This window comes from Brevibacillus sp. M2.1A, from assembly GCF_013284355.2.
GTDB lineage: Bacteria > Bacillota > Bacilli > Brevibacillales > Brevibacillaceae > Brevibacillus.
Map to the genome: position 1 here is coordinate 1,705,001 of NZ_JABSUY020000001.1, position 11,961 is coordinate 1,716,961.

Consider the following 11,961-nt stretch of genomic DNA (forward strand, 5'->3'; position numbering starts at 1 on the left):
ACTATCGCGGGATGGAGCAGCTCGGTAGCTCGTCGGGCTCATAACCCGAAGGTCGCAGGTTCAAATCCTGCTCCCGCAACCAAATTTTCTACTTGTTCTACGTCGAGTAATCTTCTTGATCAAGTAGGATTAGAGTACCCAGTGGGTGCAACCAAATATGGAGCTGTGGTGAAGTTGGAGTTCACGCCGGTCTGTCACACCGGAGGTCGCGGGTTCGAGTCCCGTCAGCTCCGCCATTTCTAATCAAATGAAATTGGCGCGTAAAGCATGGATATAAGGCTCGGTAGCTCAGTCGGTAGAGCAGAGGACTGAAAATCCTCGTGTCGGCGGTTCGATTCCGTCCCGAGCCACCTTTATAGGGGCATAGTTTAACGGTAGAACGAAGGTCTCCAAAACCTTTGGTGTGGGTTCGATTCCTACTGCCCCTGCCATTTTTCAAAAAAATAGTAGTAATCATGGCGGTCGTGGCGAAGGGGTTAACGCACCGGATTGTGGCTCCGGCACTCGTGGGTTCAAGTCCCATCGATCGCCCCATAAATTCATAGTTGGGGATTACTTATTGGGGTATAGCCAAGCGGTAAGGCAACGGACTTTGACTCCGTCATTCCTAGGTTCAAATCCTAGTACCCCAGCCATTAAAATGCGGACGTAGCTCAATTGGTAGAGCGTCGCCTTGCCAAGGCGAAGGTCGAGGGTTCGAGACCCTTCGTCCGCTCCATTTCTCAAATTGTTTTACCTTATATCATGGAGGCATAGCCAAGTGGTAAGGCACGGGTCTGCAAAACCCTCACCCCCGGTTCAAATCCGGGTGCCTCCTCCAAAATATTTGCCGGTGTGGCGGAATGGCAGACGCGCGCGACTCAAAATCGTGAGGGAAACCGTGGGGGTTCAAGTCCCTTCACCGGCACCATACATTTACAAGCTAACCCTGAATGTCAAGATTTCTTGATGATTGGGGTTTTTTTCTGCTTTGATATGAGCATAGTGTAGAGGGGAAATAGACAACTTGTGTAAGTAACAGGTCGAGGTGGTTGAGGTGTTTTATAAGCTACAAGACAAGCCGCCAATGGGGGTTACGACGCTATCCGTATTACAATGGATGATCGTAACTGTTTCCAGCAGTGTGGCGGTACCATTAATGATTGGAGATATGTACGGCTTGCAGGCTGATGAAATTGGAAAGCTGATGCAGCAGACCATGTTTTACATCGGACTCGCGTCACTACTGCAAGTATGGATTGGACACCGCTATCCGATGATTGAAGGTCCGGCTGGACTATGGTGGGGGATCTTTATCATTTTGGCTCAGCTCGGAACGAGCATGGGTCTTCATCCACAAGAAATTGGTCAATCCTTTCAAGTAGGTATGATATTAGCTGGTCTACTCTTTTTCATTTTTGGCTTATTAGGCTGGATTGGCAAATTACAGAAGTGGTTTACGCCGTTGGTTTCAGGTACGTATATGATTTTGCTTGCTGTTTCTTTGTGTAGTAACATTCTCACGGGCATGCTTGGTATTGGTTTTCAGCATTCAAAAGAGGTACAGCCGGGAGTAGCACTTGTGTCCATAGGGATTGTAGCCCTTGTTGTCTTCATTATGCGGACGAAGCGATTCTCCAGTTTTGCCGTTTTGTTTGGTATGGTTGGAGGCTGGATCGTGTACGCGCTTCTTGGATGGACAGAACCAGTTCGACCTACTGAACAATTGCTTTCATGGCCTTCTATTTTCTTTTGGGGACCTCCACGTTGGGATTGGGGCGTTGTATTAACGAGTATGCTGACAGGATTCGTTCTGTTGACAAACCTCATGACGAGTTTGTCGGTCATGGGAAAAGCGACAGATACAGTGCCTACTGAAAAGCAGTACAATCGCGGTGGTATTTTTACAGGGGTATCCCATTTTCTGTCAGGCTTGAGCGGTGTGGTAGGTATGATTCCACTTTCCTTGGCCGCAGCGGTTATTCAAACCACAAAAATGGCTTCGCGCCTGCCATTTGTGATAGCAATGCTAGGGATGATGCTGATTGGGCTGATTCCCACTGTTGCCCATTTTTTGGCGGCTTTGCCTACTCCAGTGGCATATGCGGCGATGTTCATTTCCTATACGCAACTGCTGGGCTTCGGGTTGAAGGATTACGTGAATGTGAAGATGGACGAACGTACGATTATTATTGGGGGTAGCTCGCTATTGGTTGGGATCGGAGTTATGTTCGTACCGGCTGTAGCTTGGCAGAAACTGCCTGCATTAGCAAGCTTCTTATTCGGCAATGGCTTATTGCTCGGAGTTATTGTGTGTCTGGTCCTGGAACATATCGTTTTTAGAAAAAAGGAAGAAGATAGCGTAAAAAAAGACGGCCAGGCTGCATGACGGGCCGTCTTTTTTTCTTAGGCAGTAACAATAGAGGAGTGAGTCAGCTCGCCGCCGTTGATTTCCGTAAACATGCGACCAACTGAACCTACAATTTCTTCTTTTTTAGATTGTTCCATTTTTTCATGGAAAAAGATGACTTGGAGGAGCGTGCTGCTTTGTTCCGTTACACATGAGCGCTTGGAGTCGACAATGGGACTCCCAAATGCGCCGTTACCATCAGCGAGCAGCAATTTCCCTTCCATGTTGACTTCTCGTCCATTTAATCCTTCATAGACATCATCGGCGTGGCCAAGACGACAAGTGATATCACCCGTTAGATGATTAACGTCATAAATCCCAAAAGGAAGTGCGTGCAAAACAGAGAAAAAATTATTAACATCAACAGCGCTATTAATCCAGAAAAAAGGATTTCCCTGCAGCAGTCGACGCAGCAATGCTTCGGAGGAAGGGCGGTACCTAGACGGATCAATGCCAACTTGCTTAAAGCAAGCTCTCCACTCGCGGACGCCTTCGATTTCTGTCAGCTTTGCGGTGTCATGATCGAGCCGCAAGCTCTCCACATAATAATTGATACGTCCCTGCAGCATTTTGGGGGAGTCACTGACGGAAGCATTGCTGTATTGTAAAATGCCGAGAGAAAATTGCGGCAAACGCTCGGACACGGAAGAATCTAGCTGAACTTTCATCAATAGACACTCCTTATTAATTCTATTTTTGGTAGTATAACAAAAAAATTTTGTGGAAGCGACTAAGCTTCGATACAATAGAAGAGAACAGAGGAGGGAACCCCTGACGATGACAATGCGTGAGGTTGATATTTATACAGACGGAGCATGTTCCGGCAATCCAGGACCAGGTGGTTGGGGAGCTGTACTGATGTATGGCCAACACATCAAGGAAATGTCCGGTGCCGAACCACATACAACGAATAACAGAATGGAGCTGTTGGCGGCCATCAAGGCGCTCTCTACATTGAAGGAGCCTTGTAAGGTGACGCTGTACAGTGATAGTGCATACTTGGTCAACTGTTTCAAGCAAGGCTGGTATAAAGGCTGGCTGAAAAACGGCTGGAAAAACAGCAAAGGCCAGCAGGTGGAAAATCAGGACTTATGGAAAGAACTGTTGCAATTGATGGACACCCACAAGGTAGAGTATGTAAAAGTCAAAGGACACGCCGACAACAAATGGAACAACCGCTGCGACGAATTGGCGACAGGAGCGATTAGACAACTGTGAACGACTTGCTGTACTGGGAGCAGACAAAGCAGTCCATCATTGACTATGCCAAGGAAATCGGAATCGATAAGATCGGGTTTGCCAGTGCCGATCCATTCACGACCTTAAAGGAACGACTACTTGTACATCGGGAAAAGGGCTACGAATCTGGATTTGAAGAGCCAGATTTAGAAAAGAGGACGAACCCGGAACTGTTGTTGGACGGGGCACGCTCGCTGATTTCGATAGCATTGGCTTATCCATCCAAGCTCAAAAATCCACCAAAGTCAGAGCCTGGTGCGTATCGGGGAATCTTATGCCGTGCAGCATGGGGAACCGATTATCATCACGTTCTGCGCGACAAGCTGGACAAGCTGACGCGATTCATTATGGAGCTCGAGCCAGGGGCTCGGATCGAATCCATGGTAGACACGGGAGCATTGTCCGATCGTGCGGTAGCCGAGCGGGCCGGGATTGGGTTTGTAGGTAAAAACTGCGCCATCATAACGCCGGAGTTCGGATCATGGGTGTACTTGGGGGAGCTGGTAACGAATCTTCCGTTGCCAAGCGACCAACCAATCGAAGAAGGCTGTGGCGACTGCAATATATGTGTAGACGCTTGTCCGACCGGAGCCTTGATTCAGGGGGGGCAGCTTGACGCACAGCGATGTGTAGCTTATTTGACACAGGTGAAAGACTTTATTCCAGATGAATTCCGCGGAAAAATCGGGAATCGGCTGTACGGTTGCGACACTTGTCAGACGGTATGTCCTAAGAATCGGCGCATTGACAACGACCATCATGCTGAATTTCAGCCTGATCCGGAGATTGCCAAGCCTTTGTTAATTCCTCTGCTTCAGATGAGCAATAAGGAGTTCAAGGAGAAGTTTGGGCTATCCTCTTCATCTTGGAGAGGCAAAAAACCAATTCAACGTAATGCAATACTAGCGCTTGCACATTTCAAGGATCGGACAGCTATTCCTCATTTGGAGCGTCTATTGTTCGAAGACCCTCGTCCAGTCATCCGGGGAACTGCTGCATGGGCGCTTGGAAAAATCGGGGGAGAGCAGGCACAAGAAGCACTCATTACCGCAAAAGCAAAAGAGGCGTCACCAGAAGTGGTGGAAGAGATAGAAAAAGGCATAAGCATGCTTCGTGCACAGGGTTAGTTTGAACAAGAGAGGGAGGACGTTAAATGGCAAAGGAATTAGGCTATACCATGATGGATTCACCGATTGGACCATTGCTCTTGGCTTCAACAGAAGAAGGGCTGTGCTACATTCAGTTTGCCAATGAACAAGACGGATTGGCGCCGCTTGTGCGCTGGTGCAAAAAAACGTTCTTAGGGATTACCCCAACGCGTAACGATGCGATCAATGAGTCTGCAAAAATACAGCTAGAAGAGTATTTTGCAGGCAAGCGTAAGTCGTTTGATGTTCCAACCGTATTGTACGGAACTCCCTTTCAAAAGGCTGTATGGAATGAGCTATCGAACATTCCCTATGGAGAAACTCGTTCTTACAAAGATATTGCCTTGGCGATTGGAGTGGCGAAAGCTGTTCGGGCCATTGGCGGTGCAAACAATCGTAATCCGATTCCTGTCATTATACCGTGCCATCGCGTCATTGGCTCGAATGGTGCCTTGGTCGGGTACGGCGGTGGCTTATCCATTAAAGAATATTTGCTGTCACTAGAAGAAGGACCACTTTTTGCTCACGCTTCTTCCTAATAAGCTGTCTGCTTGCTCGGACAGCTTTTCTTTTTCTTCTGAATGCTCCACGAGCGACATATTCTTCATTGAGATGAACAGTTCATGGGCTTTGTCGCAGTCTGGAGGCGGAAAGGAGGAGGGGAAAGTGGAGTGGCGTGAATTTGTTCAGCAATACTTTCAAGCAGTTCACCAGTCATCTATGGACGGAAAGTATGAGCGGCTGCTGCCTTTTTATTGCGCAGGAGAGGCAGGTGTGCAGGAAGAATGGGATCGACTGAAACGGGAGAAGCGGAGAGCTGAGGAGCGGGGAGCCAAATTATTGGCTGTCCAGGGACAAGTAACGCCTATGTGCTGGGTAGACACTGATGCCACCATGGAAATAACGGTTCAATGGCAAGAAAATAAAACGCTGGGGATCAAGCAAACCAAGTATACAGAGGTAAACAAAAGACTGTTCCAGCTCCAGTTGCTCAAAACGAATGAAAAGTGGTCGATCATCGGGGCAAGGGAGTCGAATGGTGATCAAAAATTGGTGGTCGAGGAAGAGGAGGAGCCTGTCATCGTTGTGTCAGGCGTCGAGGATGCCATTGACCAACCTATGCTGGTTGTGCATGGAGCTGGAGGCTACAACGCTGCAAATGCAGTCGCGTATGCGGAACGTTACTGGAATACGACCAATCCGATATATCCTCGTTTTACGGATGACTGCACGAATTTTATCTCGCAATGTTTACATGCTGGCGGAATCCCTATGCTGATGTCGAAAGAGATGGGCAAGGGCTGGTGGATTCGTACGGGAAAAGGCGCCTCTTGGAGCTATAGCTGGACGGTGGCCCATAGCTTATATTTACTCTTGAAATCGGGCGGACCACCTATGCGGGCGGTTACGAAAAGCTCCGCGGCGGAATTGGTACCAGGTGATATCATTTGTTATGATTTTAACGGGGATGGGCGTTTTCAGCACAATACGATTGTGGTCGCAAAAGACGCGAATCAAATGCCGCTAGTGAATGCCCATACGACAGATAGCAGCATGCGTTATTGGGCATATGAGGATTCCACAGCCTATACGCCCAAAATGCGCTATGCCTTCTTTCATATAAGAGGAGTCTAATTACCGCTTGCGATAAAGAGCTCTTCGCATAAAAGAGATGCTGCGAATCACCCAAATCATTGCTGCGAAAACGAGCATGTCTGAAAAGGTATGCGGTTCTCCTTTGATGGATTGGGTGTAAATCAAGCCATGGAACAAGACGATGACAAAAAGCCATGGATTGGCGAGATGAAGCCTTTTCCAACTGGAGCCACCCAGCCATTTTTCTGCGCGTGCAGAAGATGTCAGCAACAGGGCTAGTAGAATGAAAAAGGCAAGCAACCCAAGGTAGTTCGCAACGCCTGTAAGGGTCCAGTTGGGAGATGGCCACATGGTTGGATCAGAAGAAGCGAAAAAGAACAGACCCAGCCAGCCATCAGCCTTTTCGGAACGGTTTTCTTGAATGATCATTAGGCGAGGCTCATTTTCAAAAAGGACGAGCACAAGAATGACGTGCAGAAGTCCAGTTAGCCCAGCCCATATCCCGATATCTCGACGGATGGACGAGCTGATAGTCAACCAGCCAGCAGGGAGCAAGGACTGGAGTGAGCCAATCAATAAGGTGCAGCCAATCAAAATAAATGAGAGATAGCCGAGAAGCATGCTCCATGTTTCTAGGACGGGAAACGAAGAAAAATCAACCCACATCCAACTGGCACCTAACAGGATCAAACTCAGGATGCTCACATGTGCGATAAGGCGTCGCCAAAATGAAATGGGTGTCCCCATCTAATCATCACTCCTTTGATAGCTAAAGTTTTCTGATTAGATGCAGCAGGCACTCCATTTGTTACAGAAGCTGGGCACGGTGGTATAATAGGTCGTGTACAGGTACCAAGTTCGCAAATTACAAGGAGATTTTCAGATATGCCGTTACATATTGTTTTGCATGAGCCGCTCATCCCTGCTAATACGGGAAATATCGCCCGATCATGTGCAGCGACAGGAGCGCATCTGCATTTGATTCACCCACTCGGATTTTCAACGGACGATCGTTACCTGAAGCGGGCTGGTCTCGATTATTGGCATGCGGTTAACGTTCACCATCATGAGAGCTTTGAGCACTTTGCTGCGGCTCAAGGAGAAGGTGCGGGCACTTTTTATTTTGTGGAGACCTGGGGGGAAAAGCTGTATACGGACGTTTCTTTCCGGGATGGCGACTACATTATCTTGGGCAAGGAGACGACGGGTTTACCGGAAGAGCTGACAGAAAAATATCGGGAGCAGACTATTCGTATCCCGATGAGTGGTGCGACCCGTTCTGTGAACCTGTCCAATTGTGCAGCTATTGTCTTGTTTGAGGGACTTCGCCAGTTAGGTTTTCCAGCGTTATCGTAAGGCATTTGGGAGGGAGAGATCCATTATGACTGTGAATACCATCCTGTTTGATTTGGACGGTACATTATTAGAGATGCAGACAGAACCCTTTGTCAAAAGTTACTTGGTTGAAGTAGGTCGTCATGTCGGAGATAAGTACGATACCGAAAAGCTGTTGGCGCTGGTTTGGGATGCGACCAAAGCAATGATCATGAATCAAGAGCCTGACAAGACGAATGAGCAAGTTTTTATCGAACATTTTACGGAACATAGTGAGTGGGATCGGGAGGAAATATGGCCACTGTTTGATTCGTTTTATCGGGATGTGTTTCCGACACTTTCTCACCTGACGTATCCTTCGCCATGGGCAAAGCAGATTGTTGCTGCCGCCAAAGAGCAAGGGTTTCGGGTTGCAGTAGCGACGAATCCGGTTTTCCCGCGGGATGCCATTCACCATCGCCTCGCTTGGATCGGGATGTCCCCGGATGATTTCGAGCTGGTCACTGTCTACGAGGAATCGCATTTCACGAAGCCGAATCCTGGTTATTACAAGGAGATTTGCCAAAAGCTTGGGGTTGAGCCAACAGACTGTATCATGGTCGGGAATCACATGCAGGAGGACATGGTCGCATCCAAGCTGGGAATGAAAACGTTTCTGGTAACCAATTGGATGGAAGACCGTGGTGAGCCTCAGTATCAGGTGGATCAGCGGGGATCATTAGAAGAGCTGTTTACGGCGATTTCTGAAAAAAGCGGTGTGTTTGCAGGTTAAGAAATGACTATGAAAGTATAAGCGAGAAGCAGGTTGTCCGTTTGAAAAAATGGCCAAGCTGCTTTTTCACATACTTATCCCAAAATCATCAGGTAGGCTAGGTGTGTACGACTACGGTTTACATCATAAAGGAGGAAATCTTGCATGAAAAAACTTGTTTCGTCTCTGGTAATGGCTACCTTGCTGTTTAGTGGTATCTCTGTTGTGGCTGCTGCGGATACAGCAGCGGATTCTACAGTTACGCACTCGAAAGCGGAGAAAAAGGAAGAAAACAGAGCAAAGCTGAACGCGAAGGCTGCCAAGTGGGGCGTCGAAACCACGGATCAAACAAATAAGGAAGTAAAAGCAGCGATTCAAGAAGCAAAAGCAGCAAAGAAGGCAGAAAACGCTGAGAAAAAAGCAGCAAAAAAAGCGGCAAAAGAAGCGAAGAAGCAAGAACGACTCGCCAAGCTAAACGATAAGGCTGTAAAGCTGGGCGTTGACACAGCAGGTAAAACAGCGAAAGAAGTAAAAGCGGCTATAAAAGAAGCAAAAGTAGCAAAAAAAGCAGAAAATGCTGAGAAAAAGGCAGCAAAACAAGTGAAGAAGCAAGAACAGCTCGCGAACCTGAAAGAAAAGGCTGCCAAGTGGGGCGTTGACACAGCAGGCAAGAGCACAAAAGAAATCAAGGCAGAAATCGAAGCGAAGAAAGCAGAAAAGAAAGAGAATAAAAAATAACAAGAAAACAAAAAAAGCAGGTTGCCACAGTAGGCGGCCTGCTTTTTTCCCTGGATGATTCTTACATGTTCCAGGTTTTGTCCTCGTTGTAGCCAGCTGTCAGAATGAAAAACAGAAAAGCTCCGAAGACCAATGCCACGATAAATGTACCCACGTTTGACAGCTCCTTTCGTAAACAAACTACTCCCATTATAGCGTAGCCTGCCCACTTTGCAAACGAATTAAAGCTGTTGCGCCCTTACGTAAGTGACAATTTTCGATGATCATTCACGAGTTTCAAGAAGGCACTAATCGCAATGGGCACACTCAGTATTTCTCCTGTATCAAGTTCCATTCCTGTCACTGCTTGGTAAATAAATACCGAAAGAATCACCAAGGTTGCGATGCCGGTCAAATAAAGTCCTTTTTTCACTTGAATGCGTTCTGTTTGGATGTCCATATTCGTTCCTCCCGCTATTTTTAAGCCAATCCGTATTGGCTTTCCGTGTATGTTGCTTATGTTTGTATTTTACAGGGGAGTAGGGATTACAAACCATCGAATCAGCTTACAGCTACGCTCGTTAAACCTTACAATTCCGTAATCTTCCAAGCCGTAAAAAAGCAGTCTGCCTTAATTTTTATGGGAAGATTGCTGAAACTTGTGCTGATGTCGCGCATACACATATGTAAAGGCTGTAAGAGCCTGTTGGCAACCGGAGAAAACGGCTTGCACGTGAATGCGTGACCGCAGGCGGACATATACATGAGAGTACATTGTCGTTGGGAAGAGAGAGGGGCTTAAGAGGGAGGAGTGTCGAACATGGACATTTTAAAACGGATCGCTGAGCACCGGGCCCGCGAAGAAAACTTGATGTGGAGAGGAACATTCGCCGAATATTTGGAATTGGTACGTAAAAATCCGCAAATTGCCCAGACTGCGCACTCACGCGTCTACAACATGATTAAAAGTGCGGGGGTTGAAGAGAACGAGGACGGTTCACGTTCGTATCAATTTTTTAGTCGCGAAATTTTCGGATTGGACCGTTCAGTAGAGCGCCTAGTGGAGGAATATTTCCACTCGGCTGCACGGCGTCTGGATGTCCGCAAGCGCATCTTGCTCTTGATGGGACCTGTCAGTGGCGGTAAGTCTACGCTCGTGACGATGCTCAAGCGAGGACTGGAAGAGTATTCACGGACGGAAGCCGGAGCGATCTATGCACTTGATGGTTGCCCCATGCACGAAGAACCACTTCATCTCATCCCGCACGAGCTGCGTCCAGAGGTAGAAGAAGAGCTGGGAATCAAGATTGAAGGAGAACTGACGCCCTATAACCGGATGAGGTTGGAGACCGAATATGGAGGGTGCATTGAGGATTTCCCTGTTCGTCGGATTTTGTTTTCCGAAGCCAATCGGGTGGGGATCGGTACATTTAGCCCTTCCGATCCAAAGTCACAGGATATTGCTGATTTGACGGGGAGCATCGACTTCTCGACGATTACGAAGTACGGCTCTGAGTCCGATCCCCGTGCTTATCGATTTGATGGTGAGCTGAACAAAGCCAATCGTGGATTGATGGAGTTTCAGGAAATGTTGAAATGCGACGAGAAATTTTTGTGGCATCTCCTGTCGCTGACACAGGAAGGAAACTTCAAGGCAGGTCGTTTTGCCCTCATTTCTGCAGATGAGCTGATTGTTGCGCATACGAACGAATCGGAGTACAAGGCTTTTATTTCAAATAAGAAAAATGAGGCACTGCAATCTCGGATTATCGTCATGCCGATGCCGTATAATCTGCGTGTCAGTGACGAAGAAAAAATATACGCGAAATTAATCAAGCAATCCGACTTGGGGCATGTGCATATTTCACCGCATGCGCTCCGGTCAGCAGCAGTCTTTTCCATTATGACCCGCCTGAAGGAATCGAAAAAGCAAGGGGCCGATCTGCTGAAAAAGATGCGGTTATATGATGGTGAATCGGTGGAAGGCTTCAAGGGAGCCGATCTGGAAGAGCTGCGTAACGAGCATGCCGATGAAGGAATGTCCGGTATTGATCCGCGGTATGTCATCAACCGTATCTCCAGTGCACTGATCCGACGCGACACGGAGTGCATCAATGCGCTTGATATTCTTCGGGCGCTAAAAGAAGGCTTTGACCAGCATCCGTCCATCACCAAGGAGCAGCGGGAGAGGTATATGAACTTTATCTCTATCGCGCGTAAGGAATACGACGAGCTGGCGAAAAAAGAGGTGCAGAAGGCGTTTGTCTACAGCTACGAAGAGTCGGCAAAAACGCTCATGGATAACTATTTGGACAATGTGGAAGCTTATTGCAACATGAACAAAATCCGTGACCCCGTTACAGGTGAGGAGATGGATCCAGATGAGCGCCTGATGCGTTCCATCGAGGAGCAAATCGGCATCTCGGAAAATGCCAAGCGGGCCTTCCGTGAAGAAATTCTCATCCGTATCTCGGCCTACGCGCGTAAAGGGAAGCGTTTTGACTACAGCACGCATGACCGTCTGCGGGAAGCTATCGAGAAGAAGCTGTTTGCTGATCTGAAGGATGTCGTCAAGATTACGACCTCGAATAAAACACCGGATGAGCATCAGCTCAAGAAAATTAATGAGGTTACCAAGCGTCTTATCGAAGAGCATCAATATTGCCCGGTTTGCGCAAATGAGCTGCTGCGCTACGTGGGAAGCCTGTTGAACAGATGACAGAACGTTGGCGACATAAGGGGCACGTCATATTCGGCGCAGATTGCGCCAGTTGCTAGGAGGAGAC

12 protein-coding genes and 9 tRNA genes are annotated in these 11,961 nt (G+C 47.8%); 18 read left to right on the plus strand and 3 right to left on the minus strand.

Features of this window, described 5'->3' with window-relative positions; all coding sequences use genetic code 11:
• Positions 1-5 precede the first annotated feature (5 nt).
• From HP567_RS08385 to HP567_RS08430, 10 genes are all read left to right on the plus strand, one after another.
• A tRNA-Met gene (locus HP567_RS08385) sits at positions 6-82 on the plus strand.
• A 77-nt stretch (positions 83-159) separates the two neighbouring features.
• A tRNA-Asp gene (locus HP567_RS08390) sits at positions 160-236 on the plus strand.
• A 41-nt stretch (positions 237-277) separates the two neighbouring features.
• Positions 278-350 (plus strand) — tRNA-Phe (locus tag HP567_RS08395).
• Between the two features lie 7 nt (positions 351-357).
• Positions 358-431: transfer RNA gene (locus HP567_RS08400), tRNA-Trp, on the plus strand.
• 27 nt (positions 432-458) lie between these two features.
• Positions 459-534: transfer RNA gene (locus tag HP567_RS08405), tRNA-His, on the plus strand.
• A gap of 26 nt (positions 535-560) precedes the next feature.
• A tRNA-Gln gene (locus HP567_RS08410) sits at positions 561-635 on the plus strand.
• Positions 636-642: 7 nt separating this feature from the next.
• Positions 643-718 (plus strand) — tRNA-Gly (locus HP567_RS08415).
• Between the two features lie 28 nt (positions 719-746).
• Positions 747-820 (plus strand) — tRNA-Cys (locus HP567_RS08420).
• Between the two features lie 8 nt (positions 821-828).
• Positions 829-910, plus strand: a tRNA-Leu gene (locus HP567_RS08425).
• Positions 911-1,036: 126 nt separating this feature from the next.
• Positions 1,037-2,368, plus strand: coding sequence for a purine/pyrimidine permease (locus HP567_RS08430; protein ID WP_173609114.1), 1,332 nt, complete (start codon positions 1,037-1,039; stop codon positions 2,366-2,368).
• A 17-nt stretch (positions 2,369-2,385) separates the two neighbouring features.
• Here the strand turns inward: HP567_RS08430 and HP567_RS08435 are convergent, their stop codons facing one another.
• Positions 2,386-3,057, minus strand: a complete 672-nt coding sequence (locus HP567_RS08435) for a B3/B4 domain-containing protein (protein ID WP_173609113.1) — start codon at positions 3,055-3,057, stop codon at positions 2,386-2,388.
• Positions 3,058-3,172: 115 nt separating this feature from the next.
• Between HP567_RS08435 and rnhA the strand changes: the two genes are divergently transcribed.
• The 4 genes from rnhA to HP567_RS08455 all read left to right on the plus strand — a co-directional run bounded on the left by rnhA (position 3,173) and on the right by HP567_RS08455 (position 6,411).
• Entirely contained in the window at positions 3,173-3,607 is a 435-nt protein-coding gene (gene rnhA / locus HP567_RS08440) for a ribonuclease HI (RefSeq protein WP_173609152.1), read from the plus strand.
• On the plus strand, positions 3,604-4,755 hold the full coding sequence (queG, locus tag HP567_RS08445; RefSeq protein ID WP_173609112.1) for a tRNA epoxyqueuosine(34) reductase QueG: 1,152 nt from the start codon (positions 3,604-3,606) through the stop codon (positions 4,753-4,755). The genes rnhA and queG overlap by 4 nt, the downstream gene beginning before the upstream one ends.
• Before the next feature lie 26 nt (positions 4,756-4,781).
• Positions 4,782-5,315, plus strand: coding sequence for a methylated-DNA--[protein]-cysteine S-methyltransferase (locus HP567_RS08450; protein ID WP_173609111.1), 534 nt, complete (start codon positions 4,782-4,784; stop codon positions 5,313-5,315).
• Positions 5,316-5,442: 127 nt separating this feature from the next.
• On the plus strand, positions 5,443-6,411 hold the full coding sequence (locus HP567_RS08455; RefSeq protein WP_173609110.1) for an amidase domain-containing protein: 969 nt from the start codon (positions 5,443-5,445) through the stop codon (positions 6,409-6,411).
• Here HP567_RS08455 and HP567_RS08460 read toward each other — a convergent pair whose 3' ends face one another.
• Complete coding sequence (locus HP567_RS08460) at positions 6,412-7,119, minus strand: ferric reductase-like transmembrane domain-containing protein (protein ID WP_173609109.1); 708 nt, start codon at positions 7,117-7,119, stop codon at positions 6,412-6,414.
• Between the two features lie 138 nt (positions 7,120-7,257).
• On the opposite strand from HP567_RS08460, the gene trmL reads away from it, so the two are divergent.
• The 3 genes from trmL (at position 7,258) to HP567_RS08475 (ending at position 9,196) form a co-directional block, all read left to right on the plus strand.
• Positions 7,258-7,728 carry a tRNA (uridine(34)/cytosine(34)/5-carboxymethylaminomethyluridine(34)-2'-O)-methyltransferase TrmL gene (gene trmL / locus HP567_RS08465; protein WP_173609108.1) on the plus strand — a complete coding sequence of 157 codons (471 nt, stop codon included), beginning with the start codon at positions 7,258-7,260 and terminating at the stop codon, positions 7,726-7,728.
• Positions 7,729-7,753: 25 nt separating this feature from the next.
• Positions 7,754-8,479: an HAD family hydrolase gene (locus HP567_RS08470; RefSeq protein WP_173609107.1), complete on the plus strand. Its 726-nt coding sequence runs from the start codon at positions 7,754-7,756 to the stop codon at positions 8,477-8,479.
• Between the two features lie 144 nt (positions 8,480-8,623).
• Complete coding sequence (locus tag HP567_RS08475; RefSeq protein ID WP_173609106.1) at positions 8,624-9,196, plus strand: hypothetical protein; 573 nt, start codon at positions 8,624-8,626, stop codon at positions 9,194-9,196.
• 238 nt (positions 9,197-9,434) lie between these two features.
• Here the strand turns inward: HP567_RS08475 and HP567_RS08480 are convergent, their stop codons facing one another.
• Positions 9,435-9,635, minus strand: a complete 201-nt coding sequence (locus HP567_RS08480) for a hypothetical protein (protein WP_173609105.1) — start codon at positions 9,633-9,635, stop codon at positions 9,435-9,437.
• A 360-nt stretch (positions 9,636-9,995) separates the two neighbouring features.
• Between HP567_RS08480 and HP567_RS08485 the strand changes: the two genes are divergently transcribed.
• Positions 9,996-11,894 carry a PrkA family serine protein kinase gene (locus HP567_RS08485; RefSeq protein WP_173609104.1) on the plus strand — a complete coding sequence of 633 codons (1,899 nt, stop codon included), beginning with the start codon at positions 9,996-9,998 and terminating at the stop codon, positions 11,892-11,894.
• Positions 11,895-11,961: the final 67 nt, after the last annotated feature.